Below are 14,718 nucleotides of genomic sequence, written 5' to 3'. Positions count from 1 at the left end.
TCAGAACCTCCGGCTCTCGGGCGGGCCCAGGTACGACTGCTGGAGTCCGCCGGTGTCGATGACGATCCGCTGGAGGACGACCGTCGGGTCGACGGCGTGGAAGGTCACCGTGTGCTTGCCGGGTGCGAGTCCCTCGTACACCGTGGTCGTGATGTTGATGTTGTCCGAGGTGTTGCGGGCCCACTGGCGGTTCATCGTCGTGTCGTTGGCGCCGGTGGCCGTGGTGATGTTGACGATGCGGACCGGGCCGCCGTCGACCGAGACGCCGTAGCGGACGCCGTCCGGCGTGTAGACGCTGTTGCGCGGCGACAGGTGGGCCGCGATCCGCGCCGGGCGGTCGCCGGTCAGGGTCACCGTGTACGACAGTGTGGCGTTCTCCGAGCGCGGCGTGAGCCCGTTGCCGGTGCGGCCGATGTCCGGCAGCAGCTGCCAGGCGCCGGTCTTGCGGCTGTAGTGGTCGGCCTCGATCGCCACCGCGCCGCCGGCCTCGAGGAACCCGGCCGGGGCGACCCGCGGCTTCTCGACCTTGACGTCGACCACGACGCTGGAACCGGCGCCACTGACCGTCACCGGCACGGTCGTCACTCCGGCCGGCGCCCGCCTCCAGTCGACACGGACGGCGACGCGGACCTCGTCACCGACACGGCCTTTGTCAGGCGTGACCCTCACCCACGGCTCGGACGCTCGAACCTCGTACGAGAAAGGTGTCGTGCCCTTGTTGTAGATCTCCAGATGCCCCGACGAATCCGGCGCCCAGGGGCTCAGCGACGACGGCAGCACCGGGAGCACGCCGAGCGAGGACCCGGCCGGGACCTCGATGCGCTTGAGGTACGGGTAGATCTCGTCGGGCAGGGCCACGTTGTTCAGCTCCGGCTGTTGCCAGGGCGCGTTCGGGCCGTAGCGGGCCACGTTGCCGTAGCCGATCTTGGGTTGCGTCTGCCAGCCCTTCCACTTGCCGCCGGCCAGGACCTCGTTGTAGTAGCGGCTCATCGCCTGGTCCTCGGCGAACAGCGCCTCGGCCCGGTCGGCCAGGGCGTTGGTCGCGGCCCGGCCCTGCCCTGCGTACTCGATGTTGGTGAATTCGGCGCGCCTGAGGTCGTACACAATCGCCGTGTCTTTGATCTGGTAGTAGACCAGCTGGTAGAAGGCGTCCTGCCAGGCCGCCGGGACCCGCTGCCGGAGTTTCGTGGCGCGCGCGGCCAGGGCGAGCCACTCCTCGGTCACCCGGTCCATCTCGCCGTAGGCGGTACGGCTGAACGGGCTGGCCTCGTCGTTGTAGGTCACCTCGCCGGTCGCCGGATTCGTCGAGATGCGCCGGTTGAGCAGCTCCGGCTTGCGGCGGGACTGCAAGTGGCCGTACGTCTCGAGAAGCTTCGCGATCTCCGGGGCGAGAGAGGGCCCGAAGCTCTGCGCCGCGAAGCGGCGATGCCACTCCCCCAGCTTGCTCACCGGCAGCGCGTCCGGGTTCCAGGCGTAGTCGAGGAAGAACTGCGTCGGCAACTCCTCGTTCTTCAGATCACCGACGTTGACCATCCACAGACGATCGACACCCGAGGTGTACGCCCGGTTCAGTTGCTCCCAGGTGTTCGTGATGTTGACCGTGTCGGCCCACTTGTAGTTGCGGCCGTCGCCCACGTAGTCGAAGTGGTAGTACAGCCCGTAGCCGCCGGAACGCTTCTCGGTCGTCGGCAGCCGGCGCATGTTGCCCCAGTTGTCGTCGCAGAACACCACGGTGACGTCGTCCGGCGGCCGATATCCGTTGTCCCAGTAGCGCTGCACCTCCTTGTAGAGGGTCTGCACCTGGGGCCGGTCGATGAGCCCGGTCTCCCGCAGGATCTGCCGCTGGCTGTCGATGATCGACGACATGAGGTCGATGCCGTCCCCGTCCGGCAGCGACACATCGCCGTTGCCGCGCATGCCGAGCGTGATGACACCCTCGATGTTCTGGTCACGCATGCGTTCGGCGCCGTCGCGCCAGTACGCCTTGATGGCGTCCGGGTTGCGGCGGAAGCTCCACTCCCCCGTGCCCGTCGGATGGCGGTTCCACTCCTCGATGCCGCGCATCATCGGCGCCTCGTGGGAGGTGCCCATGACGACACCGTAGAAGCTGGCGGTGGCGTGGTTGGCCGGGTCGTCCTCGGCGAAGGCGCGGCCCCAGACGGCGGGCCACAGGTAGTTGGCCCGGGTGCGCAGCATGGTCTCGAAGACCTTTTCGTAGTACGCGGCGTTCAGGCCACCCGGGTAGCCGGGGGCCTTGCCCGGGCCGAAGTAGCCGGGAGCCCAGGTGCCGGTCGCGGGGTTCTCGTCGTTGATGAAGAAGCCGCGGTATTTGACCTTGGGGGTGCCCTGGGAGTGGCGGCCGGGGAGAACGTAGAGGGCGTCGGCGTGGGCGGCGGGGACGTCGTCCCAGAAGTACCAGGGTGAGACGCCGATGTTCTTGGAGACGTCGTAGGCGCCGTAGATGGTGCCGCGCTGGTCGCTGCCGGCGATGACGAAGGCGCGCCGGACGCCGGGCAGCGGATCGGTGATCACCTGCTCGATGGTGGTTTCCCACTTGCCGCGGATGGAGGTGACGTCGAGCTTGCCCCGCGCGACGATCTGGTCGATCAGCGGGCTCTTGCCGAGCGTCCCGACAATCACAAGATCGCGAGCAGTCCCGAGGTCAGGGCCCACCCTTCCCAAGGGGGATCCCCCGTCGGTCATTCTCCCGGTTTTGCCCTTGATCGTGTCGGTGCCCTGTGGACAACCGCCCGCTGTGGACAACTCAGAGCACGACCCGCCGGCCGTGCCATCATGCACGACCGCCGGCCGCACACCGGTCACCTTCTCGATGTCGCCCTGGAGATCGTCGACGACCCGGATCACGCCCGCGTAGTCGGCGTTGCTCACCACGATCGGCGCCGCCTTGCCGCCATCGACCAGCGGGAAGCGCCCTGGGCCGGACCGCGTGGTGATGTACCCGGTGGTGTTCGGGGCGTAGGAGAACGCGGCCGAGGGCGCCGCGGAGGGCGCCGCGGACGACGAAACCGGGGCCGAGATCAGCGTCGCCGTCAGGGCGAGCGCCACCACCGCGGCCCTCACTTGAACCACCTCAGCGGCACCGCGTCGGCCATCGCGGCCATGCCCGCGTCGTTGGGATGCAGGCCGTCGCCGCTGTCGTATGCCGGGTTGAGGCGCAGCCGGTCGGCCGGGTCGCCCATGGCGCGGTCGAAGTCGATGACGCCGTCGTATTCGCCGCCGGAGCGGATCCAGCGGTTCAGCACGTCGCGTTTGCGTTCGTTGGCCTCCGAGTAGAAGCCCAGCGTGTCGCCCTTGAACGGCAGAATCGTGGCCCCGATCGCCGTGATCCCGGCCGCGTGTGCGCGGGCGATCAGCTGCCGGTGGCCGGCGATCAGGTCGTCTGCCGTCACCACCTCCGAGGCCGGCGCGACCGTGCCCGGATGGCCGAGGTCGTTCACCCCCAGCAGCACTATCAGGTGCCGGGCGCCGGGCTGGGCGACCACGTCGCGGTCGAAGCGGCGCAGCCCGCTGTGCCCGAAGTAGTTCGCGAACGTCTCGGCGTCGCTTCCCGGGGCCGGGTTGGGGTCGTGCAGCAGGCGGTTGCCGGAGATGCCGACGTTCGCCACGCCCCGTTCCAGGCCGGCCGTGCGCAGCCGGGCCGCCAGCAGGTCGGGCCAGCGGTGGTTGAGGTTGTTCTGGGTGTTGGCGCCGTTCGTGATCGAGTCGCCGAGGGTGACGATGGCCGAGCCGCGGTCGCGGACGGCCACGCCCGAGAGGAACAGATATTGACCGATCGTCTGTACGGGGGTGAGCGTGCGCGCCGCTGTCACGTCCCCGTCGGCGATCACGTTGTCCTGGAAGGCGAACGCGGCCAGCGTGGTGACCGGGGTGCGGGCCGGCAGGAACAGGCTCACGGCCAGGTCGGCGCCGGGCTTCACGTGCAGCCGGACCGGGTCGCTGAGCAGGGGCGAGCCGGCCGGCACGATGGCCTCGGCCCGGTTGCCGAAGGTGACCCGCCGGTCGGTGCCGGGGACTATCGCCGTGCTGGCCCCGGTGCCGGCGCGCAGGGCGACCCGCACCGCGCCGACGCGCAGCGGGGTGGTGCCGAACTCGTTGGTGATCCGGACGCGGAGCTCGTCGCCGCCGGCGCTGAGGTGGACCACGTGGCGGACGGTCTGCGCGGCCAGCACCAGCGGTGGGGTGGGCGGGATGGTGGTGGGGGCGGCCGCCCACGAGGCGACCCAGTCGTAGTCGTCGTCGGGGGCGGGCGGTGAGGCGGCGGCCGCGGCGGGCACGGCCAGTCCGGACGCGGCGGCGGTGACGGCCGCGCCGGAGGTGAGGGCGAGGAGTTCACGGCGGGTGGGCATGGGGCTCCTTCAAGGCTGTGGGGACGGCAGCGAAGGGGGACGGCGCTGAAAGTTTCGGAAACAATTCGAACCGACCTTCGTAACGTAAAGGCGTTCATCTATGTCGTCAAGAGATCACAAGCTGATCATGACCGGGCAGGGGGATTGAATCGTTTCCGGTAATCGTCGGAACTTTCGGGGAGGACAGACGCCAGCGGCGACGCTGCTCGCGCCGCCGCTGGGTCAGGGAGAGATCAGGCCGTCGAGCAGGCCAGGTTGCTCACGTCCGGTGGCGCGGCTCCCGAGCCGATCAACCCGAACGTCGTGTGGCTGCCGGCGGCCACCGTGCCGTTCCACGCGGCGTTCTTGACCGTCACCAGCGATCCGCTGCTCGTGGCGGTGCCGCTCCAGGCCTGGGTCAGGCCCTGCGAGCCCGGCCAGGTCCACGTCACCGTCCACTTGCCGATGGACGAGGTGCCGGCGTGCACCATCACCTCGGCCTGGAAGCCGCCGTTCCACGAGCCGGTCACGTTGAACATCGCCGAGCAGTCCGACCCGCCACCGGGAGGAGGCGTGGTGGTGGTCGGCGGCGGGGTGGTCGGAACGGGTGTGCCCGGCGTCGTGCCGCTCCCCCGGATGCCCGTCACCTCGCCGTTGCCGCCGTCGAAGACCACGTCGGAGCAGCCGTAGAACGTCTCGTTGCTGTCCGAGCGCTGCCACACCGAGTAGATCAGGTGACGCCCGCTCTTGCCGGACGGCAGGTTCGCGTTCCAGTAGTAGTAGCCGTCGTCGCTGCCCGGCCCGCCGTTGTCCGGCGGGTTGGTCACCGTGTCGAACGGCGTGGACTCCAGGTCGCTCCAGGCCAGGGCCCGGGTCGGGCTCCAGCTGTCCTTGGTGATGTAGAGCCGGAACGTGCCCGGGTGCTTGGCCCAGTTGTTGTACTTCACGCCCAGCGTCGCTCCCGACGTCAGGTGCGTCACCGGCCAGTCGTTACGGGCCAGGTTGAAACCGGTGAAGTTGTACGGTCCACCGGTGCCACCGGAGCAGAGCTGGCCGTCGGGGATGAAGCCCGACATCCGGCCCGCACCGTCCGAGCGGAGCACCGCGAACCAGTTGTAGAGCGAGGTCGTCCCGCTCTGGGCCACCGCCGCCGCGCAGGCCGGATTCGTCGGGTTGATCGCGCCGGTCGAGTCCTTGCCGTCCTTGTAGCAGAGCCACGTCCGGCTGCCCGGCACCATGATCGCGCCATGGGCCTGAGCCGTGGTCGACGTGATCACGAGGCCGGCGCCCGCGGCGAGGAGCGCGGCTACGGCGTACATCAGAAATCTCTTCATGGGTCCCTCCGAATCAGCCGTTGGGGAACAGCCGGGCGAAGTCGGCGTAGCCGGTGGCGACGTCGACCTGGGCCCAGAACCGGTGGTAGTTGAACGTCGGCGCCGGGCCGCCGTTCAGATAGGCCTCGACCTTCGGGTAGTCCGGGTCGTTCTTGTAGAAGGAGCGGATGTCCAGGAAGGACACGCCCGGCTTGATGGCGTCGCCGTTGGGCATGGTGCCGCTCCAGCCCGGCGGGATGTAGATGCCCTGGCCGGTGGACGCGTTGTAGGTGTCGTCCATGCGGTTGTAGTCGGCGCGGGTCTCGGTGACCGACACGCCCTTGGCGTCCTTCTTGGTCCAGATCGCGTCGAGCAGGTTCTTGGCCGCGGTCTTGGCCGTGGCGCTGCCCGACTTGGCCGCGTAGTAGGTCAGCAGCTTGGCGAACGAGCCCGCCACGCCGAGGTCCTGGCCCTTGCTGGTCACCGTGACGTGCAGGTTGGTGTTGGCCGCGGGCGACGACGGGTTCCAGGTGGCCGGCGCGCCCGACCACGCCATGTCGGACGGGATGGAGAAGTCGGTGGCGCTGATGGTGCTGTTGGCCAGCGCCCACGGCACCCACTTGTCCAGCACCGACTTCGCCTTGGCGTCACCGGTGATGTAGTAGTACTCGGCCAGCCGTTCGAGGGACCACGTCTGCATGCCGAACCAGCGGTTCGACGGCGGGTCCTCGTAGACCGGAGCCTCGACGTAGGCGAGACCGTAGAAGGTCGGCACCCCGGCCGGGCGGGACTGGTAGCTGCCGTTCCAGCTGTTCGTCGCGCCGCCGGCGATCGCGCCCTCCGACGACTGGAGCCACTGGTAGAACTCGAGCTGCCGGTTGAGGCTGGCCTGCCAGTCCGCCTTGGCCGTCGGCGACTTCGGGGCGAAGGCGCTGACGTTGGACAGGATGTAGGCGGCCATCGGGTTCTGATATCCGAAGTGGCTGGTGCTGGAGCCGATCCGCCACGCCCAGCCGGCGTTGGTGTCGGTCGCGCCGCCCCAGGCGTAGTACCAGGACATCAGGTTGTTGGAGGCGTTCTTGCCGGTGCCCGCGGCGCACGAGGTCGACGCGCAGCCCGGCTGCTTGAAGTACTTGTCGTAGAAGGAGTAGCGCAGGTAGTCGCCCATCTTGGCCGCGTTGGCCACGGCGGCGGAGATCTGCGACTGCTTGCCCTGCTCGGTGGCCCAGGTGTACGCCCAGTACGCCGCCTGCACCGCGCGGGAGTCCGCGTCCGGCGCGTTGGTGTACTTCCACTGCTTGGCGTAGCTGGCGTCCTTGGTGAACAGGTCGAGATAGCCGTTGGGGCCACCGTGCTTGAAGGTGTCGCAGGAAGGCTGCGGCACCGTCTCGAACGTCGACTCCTGCGGGCCGCGCTGGAAGGTGTTGATGTAGACGTTCTTCGACGTGCCGTCGCCGCAGCGGCCGAAGCCGTAGACGTTGTCGACGTCCAGCAGCCAGTGCATGCCGTAGATGTCGGAGGTGCCGTAGGCGCTCTTCAGCTCGGCCGCCAGCGGGTCGGAGCCGACCGAGACGCTCTGGTCGAGCTGCGATGGATACTGCGACGGCAGCGGGTACTCGGCCGCGTAGGTGGCCGGCTTGGACGCGTCGTACTTGTCGTTGGTCGGCTGGTCGGCGTGCGACGGGATGATGTACTTCTCCATCGTCGCCCAGGCGCTGTTGAACGGCGCCCAGTCGCCGGCCGCGTGGCCGTGCTCGGCCTCGAGCCACAGCCAGTAGCTGAACGCCTCGGAGGTCGTCTCGTGGCCGTGGTCGGGCGCCTCGTCGATCAGCGTCTCGATCGAGTGGTAGGGCACCCCGTCCGGGCTGAAGTAGCCGTTGGCCGGGTTCTTGATGTCGTTGTAGAGCTGGGTGAAGCGGGCGTCGGCCGAGCCCTGCTGGGCCACGGTCGCGTTCACCGACGCGGCGGTGTGCCCGCTCGCGGTGGCCGAGAAGGTCGCGGTCGCGCCCAGGGCGGCCGCGCTGGTGGCCGCGATCGTGACGGTCTGGCCGGTGTTCCAGTTCGACGGCGTGAACGTCAGCGACGCCGGGGTGGCCGACACCGTGGTGGCGCCGGCGGTGCGGGCGACCGCGACGGTCACGTTCGCCGTGGGCGCCTTGGACAGGGCCAGTTTCAGCGTGGCGCTGCCGCCGGGCGAGACGGTCACCGAGGTGGCGTCGGCCACGATCGCCGGCGTGGTGGCCGCGTCGACGAAGACCGGCACGTCGGCCGTGTTGCTCTTGACCCCGTTGGCGTCGTACGCGATCGCCTGGAGGTGGTAGGCGGCGGCCTGGGTGGGCACGCCGGTCCAGGTGTACGTGTACGGGGCCGCCGTGTCGGTGTTGATGAGCAGGCCGTCGTGGTAGAACTCGACCTTGCTGATGGAGCCGCCGCTGGCCACCGTGGGCGTGGCGGTGATCGGGATCGAGGCCGGCGCGGTGTACCGGGTGTTCGCGGCCGGGCTGGTGATCTCGACGGTCGGCGCGGCGACCGCGCCGTTGCAGGGGGCGCCGTTGAGCGTGAACGAGGTGGGCACCGGGTTGGCCGAGCCGAATGTGCCGTTGAAGCCCGTGCTGACCGTGCCGTTGGTGCCGATGCCGCCGTTCCAGGCCGCGTTGGTCACGGTGACGTGCCGGGCGCTCTGCGCGTAGACGCCGTTCCAGCCCTGGCTGAACTTCTGGGCCGCGTCCGGGAAGTCGTACTCGAGCTTCCAGCTGGTCAGCGGGTCACCGGTGTTGGTGATGGCGATGTCGCCGGTGAATCCGCCGGACCACTGGCTCTGCACCTTGTAGACGACGGTGCAGCCGGGTGCGGCGAGGGCGGGGGTGCCGGCCGCGAGGGCCACGCCGGCGCCGAGGACGGCGGCGCCGGTGAGGGCCAGCCCGCGGCGCAGGCGTCTTCTAACTCTTTGTCGTGCTCGCACGTGGGGGAGTTCCTTTCTGCTCAGGAGCAGGTGATGGGTGAGGGGACGGGGTTATTCGTTCCGGCCACGCTGCCGAGGAAGCCGAAGCTGGTGGTGGCGCCGGCGGCGAGGGCGCCGTTGTAGCTGGCGTTGCGGGCGGTGACCGTCGTGCCGCTCTGGGTGGCGTTCGCGTTCCAGGCGTTGGTCAGGGTCTGGCCCGCGGTAAAGGACCAGCCGACGGTCCAGCCGGCGGTCGCGGTGGTGCCGTTGTTCTTGACGGTGACCTCGGCCTGGAAGCCCCCTTGCCATTGACCGGTCACCTTGTACGTCGCCGAGCAGGCCCCGGGAGCAGACGTGGTCGGAGGTGGGGTGGTCGGAGGCGGAGTCGTCGGGGGCGGGGTGGTCGGCGCGGGCGTCGTAGGCGCGGGAGTGGTCGGCGTGGGCGTCGTCGGACCGCCCGTTTTATCGCCATAAAGGATGCCGCGGCCGTTGGTGCCGAGGTAGACGCGCCCGTACACGTGGGGATCGGCCGCGAGAGCGTCACCGGCGTTGCCGTACTGATGGGCGTCGTCGTTGATCCGCACCCAGCTCGCCCCGGTGTCGTCCGAGCGGAAGACCCCGGTCACCCCGTCGACCGTGCCGACCAGGTAGACCGCCGGCCTCGCCGTTCCGGGCGCCGCCTTGCCGAAGGCCACGTTGATCGCCGACGTCACCGGGGCGAGCTTCGTGAACGTCGCCCCCGAGTCCGTCGAGCGCAGCAACCCCGTACTGCCGGCGAACCAGACCTCCCCGCCGGCGCCCGGCACGCCCTTGAAGTGCAGCCGCCCGGTGGCCGGGAGCGATGCCGCCGACGCGGTGAAGGTCGCCCCGCCGTCCTTGCTCGTGTAGAACGTCCCCGAGGCGTACCCGTAGAAGGTCTTGGGGTTGACCCTGTCGCTCTCGACGATCGCGCCCGCCGGCAGCCCGGACGAGGCGGTCCACGAGCTGCCCCGGGTCGTGCTGTAGTGCACGCCGGCGCCCTGCGGTGACCAGACCATCGACGTCGCGTCGGCACCGACCGCGATGGTGCCGCCGCCGGTGACCCCGGACGGCTCCTGGCCCTGGTACCAGTTCTTGCCGCCGTCGCTGGAGATGCCGATGTGCGGGGCCGCGTCGGCGTTGCCGACCCGGGCGAAGACCGCCGGGCTCAGCTCGGCGAAGTCGAGGCTGGTGTTGCTGCCCAGGCTCGGCGTGTCGTGGAAGTTGGCCGGGACCGTGTCGAGCGAGGCGTGGTGGAAGCCGCCGATGTCGCCGAGCGCGCTGACCAGCGGCGCCCCCGACGGCGGGCTGGCCAGGTCGAGGACGGCGGTCTCCTCGAGGCCCTTGGCCATCGGCTTGATCGTGATGGTCGAACCGGCGTCCCAGTTCGTAAGGTTGGTCGAGCCGTAGACCGTGGCGCCCGTGCCGTACAGAAAACGGTTGGAGTTGAAGGGATCAATGGCCAGGGTTTCGTTCATCCAGCCGAGCTTCGGTGTCGACTCCGGGGGTTGCGGATTGGTGTTGAAGTCGAGCCACGGGTTGGCCGAGATGTCCATGGTGTACCGCTTGGTGACCGACGGATATCCGGCGAAGTCCCAGATCCGGGTCCAGGTGGCGCCGTTGTCGGTGCTGCGGAAGAAGATCGCGTCGGGCCACCAGGAGATCTGGGTGGCCACCATCAGTGTGCCCGGCTTCTGTTTGTCGACGGTCAGGCCGGAATAGCCGTAGTACGGCGCGTCGGCGGCCGGGGGCGGCGAGATGTCGGCCCACGCGCCGGTGGTCAGGTCGAGGCGCTGGACCTGCCCGGCGCCGCCGTCGTAGGGGCCGCCGGTGTCGCTGGTCGCGATGAACAGGTAGTTGCCCTGCACGACGCCTTTGTGCGCGATGTATCCGGTGGGCTGGCCGGGCACGCGCTCCCAGGTCACGCCGTTGTCGAGCGAGCGGTAGACCGGGTTCTGCTTGTCGGCCACCCCGACGTAGATCTGGTTCGCGGCGCCGAAGGTGACCCAGGTCAGGCCCTGGTTCTGGTTGAGATAGCCGTTGGCGTCGTCCGGGTCCTGCACGTAGTTGCCGGCGTTCGGGAACGCGGTCACCTTGGCCCAGGTGGCGCCGTAGTTCGTGCTGCGCCACAACCCGTTGCCGCCCTCGGCGGCGTAATAGACAGTGCTGTTGTGGTGCGGGTCGACGGCGAGCCGCTCCCCCATGCCGCGCCCGGGCATGTTGCCGCCGTTCTTGAACGGCAATGTGGTGGTCTGCCAGGTGTTTCCCTTGTCGGAGGATCGGAGGATGGCGCCGTTGTTGGGGTCCCAGCTGTTGGTATACATCCCGACAGCGGCGTAGACCCGGCTGGTCTCCACCGGGTCGGGCGCGATGCTGACGACGCCGTTGTAACCCCAGTTGTCCTGGCCCACCCAGTCGAGCAGAGGCGTCCAGCTCTGCCCCGGTTCGTTCCATCGGTAGGCGCCGCCGATGTCGGTGCGCGCGTAGATCAGGTTCCGCTCGCCCGGGTTGAAGACGACGGCCGGGACGAATCCGCCGCCGTCGATCCGGACGTTCTTCCAGCCGTACGGCTCGACGGGCGCCGCCGCGGCCGTCAGGGGCCGGGCGAGCACTATCGACACGGCACTGAGCAGGACCGCGGCGACGGTGGCCGCGATGGTGGAGCGCCTCATCCAACACCTTCCATCGATGAACGTCATAGTGGGAGCGCTCCCAGAAGCGTGGGTCGCCGACATCTGGCTGTCAAGACCTGGAAACCCGTAGTTGACAATCGTGCATATCTTGGGCACCGTGCGTGGCTTGAGATCGTCGGCGGTGGGTACACGCCAGACCTAGCGGGGCAAACCGCTCAAGCTATTGAGACCGGTGAATCGCGGCGACTCTTAGGAATGAACCAAATACCGTACGTCAAGGATTCGCCGGGCGTTTTTCTACGCTGTGTATCATCTGGCCTTGATTACGGGGACGGCGTGGCGTTCGCTGTGTCAGTGGAAGCGGCGGTCGACGGACCACCGCGGTGGAGGAGCGTTTGATGAAGGTTTGCGTTGTCGGCACTGGCTATGTCGGGCTCACCACCGGCGTCAGTCTTGCCTTCCTGGGCCACCAGGTCACCTGCGTCGACCTCGACCAGAACAAGGTCGACATGCTGCGGGCCGGGCACTGCCCGATCTACGAGCCCGGCATGGAGGACCTGCTCGCCGAGGCCGCGGGAAACCTGACCTTCACGACGTCGTACGCCGAGGGTGTGCCCGGCGCCGACGTGGTCTTCGTGGCGGTGCAGACGCCGTCGGCCGCCGACGGCTCGCCCGACCTGCGATATCTGCGCTCGGCCGCCGAAAGCGTCGCCCAGAACCTCGACAACGACTTCACCGTCGTGGTCAACAAGTCGACCGTGCCGATCGGCAGCGGAAACTGGGTCGACGCCATTCTGCGCGACTCGTTCGCGCTGCGTGACGACCGGCCCGAGAAGTGCGAATTCTCGGTCGCGTCGAATCCGGAGTTCCTGCGTGAGGGCAATGCCATCCACGACACGCTCTTTCCGGATCGAATCGTCATCGGCTCGGACAATCCGCGCAGCCTCGAGGTCCTCAACCAGCTTTACCGCCCGATCATCAACCAGACGTTCACCGCGCCCAGTTTCGCGCCGCGCCCGGACGACACCACCGCCGTTCCGCTGGTCTCCACCGATCTCGCCTCGGCCGAGCTCATCAAGTACGCGGCCAACGCCTTCCTGGCCCTGAAGATCAGCTTCGTGAACGAAATCGGCCAGCTGGCCGGCAAGGTCGGCGCCGACATCACCGAGGTGGCCCGGGGCATCGGCCTCGACCAGCGCATCGGCTCGCGCTTCCTGGAGCCCGGCGTCGGCTGGGGCGGCTCCTGCTTCGGCAAGGACACCAAGGCCCTGATCGCCACCGGCGCCGAGTACAACTACGAGATGCCGATCGTGCGGGCCGCGCGCGACATCAACCAGCGCCAGCGGGCCATCGCCGTCGAGCGCCTCCAGGACGAGCTGCGCATCCTCAAGGGCCGCAAGATCGGCCTGCTCGGCATCGCGTTCAAGCCGAACACCGACGACCTGCGCGACTCGCCGGCCCTCGACATCGCCAACCTGCTCATCGCCCGCGGCGCCCGGGTCCGGCTGCACGACCCGATCGCGGCCGAGCGGTTCCGCAAGGAATACCCCGAAATGGCGCCCTATCTGGCCGAGACCCTCGACGGCGCCTTCGACGACTGCGACGCGGTCGTGCTGGTGACCAAGTGGGCCCAGTACCTCGAACTCGACTGGGGCAAGATGGTCGGCCTCATGCGCCAGCCGATCGTGCTGGACGGCCGCAACGTGCTCGACCGTGACCGGATGACGCGCCTCGGCTTCAAGTACCTGTCGATGGCCGGCTGACCTCAGCCAGCACCGCATCAACCGAACAGGCCACCCCGCTCTCGTCTATTCGACGATAACCGAGCGGGGTGGCCTCTTTGCGACTAGGGTCGTCCGTAGGCCCTTTATGGGCCATGACCTGCGGTTCTTCCTTAACCGGTTAAGCTGCCCCGTGCATCGCGGCCGTATCGTTATCGAGTCGATCAAGCGGAAATCATTGCGCAACGTGCCGGTTACCTCTTGACTGTTGTCCAAGTAGCGCTTCGGACGGCGGCGTCTTTGGACGCCGGAGGCGCGATTTGACATAGGGAGCGGTATGTTCGGTCAACCTACGAGCCCGCGTTTTCGCCGGGCTGCGCTCGCCAGCGCGCTGAGCGCCGGGCTGGTCTTCAGCCTCGCCGCGTGCGGCGGAGACGATTCTGACAGCGAGGGCAGCACTGACGCGTCGGCGTCGGCCATCGACTGTGCGCCATACACCAAGTTCGGCGACATCAAGGGCAAGACGGTCACGATCTACACGGGCATCGTGACCCCCGAGGACACCCCGCACAAGGAGTCCTACAAGCCCTTCGAGAACTGCACCGGCGCCACCATCAAGTACGAGGGTGACAAGTCCTTCGAGACGCAGATCCTCGTGCGCGCCAAGGCCGGCAACCCGCCGGACCTCGCGATCGTGCCCCAGCCCGGTCTGGTCAAGCAGCTGGTCGCGACCGGCAAGGCCAAGGAGGCCCCGGCCGAGACCGCGGCCAACGTCGACAAGTTCTGGGACAAGGCCTGGAAGGCCTACACCACGATCGACGGCAAGTTCTACGGCGCCCCGCTCGGCGCGAGCGTGAAGTCGCTGGTCTGGTACTCGCCGGCCGAGTTCAAGGACTCCGGCTACACGGTGCCGACCACGCTGGCCGAGCTCCAGACGCTGACCGACAAGATGGTCACGGACGGCAAGAAGCCGTGGTGCGCCGGCATCAGCAGTGGTGACGCCACCGGCTGGCCGATCACCGACTGGATGGAAGACTTCATGCTCCGGACCGCCGGTCCGGACGCGTACGACAAGTGGGTCAACCACACCATCCCGTTCAACGGCCCCGAGGCCACCGCGGCTCTCGACGCGGTCGGCGGCTACCTGAAGAACGACAAGTACGTCAACGGCGGTCTCGGCGACGTCAAGAGCATCGCGACCACCACGTTCCAGGACGCGGGCCTGCCGATCACCCAGGGCACCTGCTCGCTGCACCGCCAGGCCAGCTTCTACGCGGCCAACTTCGACAAGAGCACCAAGGTGGCGGAGGACGGCGACGTGTTCGCCTTCTACCTGCCGGGCAAGGACGCCGACACCAAGCCGGTCCTCGGCGCCGGTGAGTTCGTCGTCGCGTTCGCCGACCGTCCCGAGGTCAAGGCCTTCCAGACCTACCTCTCCTCGGACGTGTGGGCCAACACCAAGGCCAAGCTCTCGTCGGGCTGGGTCACGGCCAACAAGGGCCTCGACCCGAACAACCTGACCAACCCGATCGACAAGCTGGCCGGCACCATCCTGCTCGACCCGAAGGCGACCTTCCGCTTCGACGGCTCCGACCAGATGCCGGCGGCCGTGGGCTCGGACTCGTTCTGGAAGCAGGCGACCAACTGGATCACCGGCCAGGACACGAAGACCACGCTGGACAACATCGAAAAGTCGTGGCCCAAGTAATCACATAGCGTCATCGGGGCCGGTCGGAGATTTCCGAC

7 protein-coding genes are annotated in these 14,718 nt (G+C 68.5%); 2 read left to right on the top strand and 5 right to left on the bottom strand.

The window, feature by feature from the left end; translation table 11 throughout:
• The 5 genes from ACQP2X_RS22825 to ACQP2X_RS22805 all read right to left on the bottom strand — a co-directional run bounded on the left by ACQP2X_RS22825 (window position 1) and on the right by ACQP2X_RS22805 (window position 11,290).
• A complete protein-coding gene (locus ACQP2X_RS22825) occupies window positions 1-3,081 on the bottom strand; it encodes a glycosyl hydrolase 115 family protein (protein ID WP_498700066.1) in 3,081 nt (1,026 codons plus the stop codon).
• Window positions 3,078-4,367 carry an SGNH/GDSL hydrolase family protein gene (locus ACQP2X_RS22820; RefSeq protein WP_498700065.1) on the bottom strand — a complete coding sequence of 430 codons (1,290 nt, stop codon included), beginning with the start codon at window positions 4,365-4,367 and terminating at the stop codon, window positions 3,078-3,080. The genes ACQP2X_RS22825 and ACQP2X_RS22820 overlap by 4 nt, the downstream gene beginning before the upstream one ends.
• A 233-nt stretch (window positions 4,368-4,600) precedes the next feature.
• Window positions 4,601-5,680 (bottom strand): lytic polysaccharide monooxygenase auxiliary activity family 9 protein, encoded by a 1,080-nt coding sequence (locus ACQP2X_RS22815; protein ID WP_498700064.1) that lies wholly within the window; start codon window positions 5,678-5,680, stop codon window positions 4,601-4,603.
• 13 nt (window positions 5,681-5,693) lie between these two features.
• Window positions 5,694-8,621, bottom strand: coding sequence for a glycoside hydrolase family 48 protein (locus ACQP2X_RS22810; RefSeq protein ID WP_498700063.1), 2,928 nt, complete (start codon window positions 8,619-8,621; stop codon window positions 5,694-5,696).
• Window positions 8,622-8,641: 20 nt separating this feature from the next.
• On the bottom strand, window positions 8,642-11,290 hold the full coding sequence (locus tag ACQP2X_RS22805; RefSeq protein WP_498700062.1) for a cellulose binding domain-containing protein: 2,649 nt from the start codon (window positions 11,288-11,290) through the stop codon (window positions 8,642-8,644).
• A gap of 359 nt (window positions 11,291-11,649) precedes the next feature.
• Here ACQP2X_RS22805 and ACQP2X_RS22800 point away from each other — a divergent pair, with 359 nt between their 5' ends.
• Together ACQP2X_RS22800 and ACQP2X_RS22795 are read left to right on the top strand one after the other, a co-directional pair.
• The gene (locus ACQP2X_RS22800) at window positions 11,650-13,014 is read left to right on the top strand and encodes a UDP-glucose dehydrogenase family protein (RefSeq protein ID WP_498700061.1); all 1,365 of its coding nucleotides are present in this window, start codon (window positions 11,650-11,652) and stop codon (window positions 13,012-13,014) included.
• Window positions 13,015-13,309: 295 nt separating this feature from the next.
• The gene (locus ACQP2X_RS22795; protein WP_498700060.1) at window positions 13,310-14,680 is read left to right on the top strand and encodes an ABC transporter substrate-binding protein; all 1,371 of its coding nucleotides are present in this window, start codon (window positions 13,310-13,312) and stop codon (window positions 14,678-14,680) included.
• The last annotated feature ends 38 nt before the right edge of the window (window positions 14,681-14,718 follow it).

The sequence above is a fragment of the Actinoplanes sp. CA-131856 genome, from assembly GCF_050956135.1.
GTDB lineage: Bacteria > Actinomycetota > Actinomycetes > Mycobacteriales > Micromonosporaceae > Actinoplanes.
Note: the sequence above shows the minus strand (reverse complement) of the source record. Positions and strands in the feature narration are given on the sequence as shown.

Bases quoted from the DNA above. Each gene is read 5' to 3' on its own strand.
- ACQP2X_RS22820 (WP_498700065.1), bottom strand. From the start codon at position 4,367: ATGCCCACCCGCCGTGAACTCCTCGCCCTCACCTCCGGCGCGGCCGTC.
- ACQP2X_RS22800 (WP_498700061.1), top strand. From the start codon at position 11,650: ATGAAGGTTTGCGTTGTCGGCACTGGCTATGTCGGGCTCACCACCGGC.
- ACQP2X_RS22795 (WP_498700060.1), top strand. From the start codon at position 13,310: ATGTTCGGTCAACCTACGAGCCCGCGTTTTCGCCGGGCTGCGCTCGCC.
- ACQP2X_RS22805 (WP_498700062.1), bottom strand. From the start codon at position 11,290: ATGAGGCGCTCCACCATCGCGGCCACCGTCGCCGCGGTCCTGCTCAGT.
- ACQP2X_RS22815 (WP_498700064.1), bottom strand. From the start codon at position 5,680: ATGAAGAGATTTCTGATGTACGCCGTAGCCGCGCTCCTCGCCGCGGGC.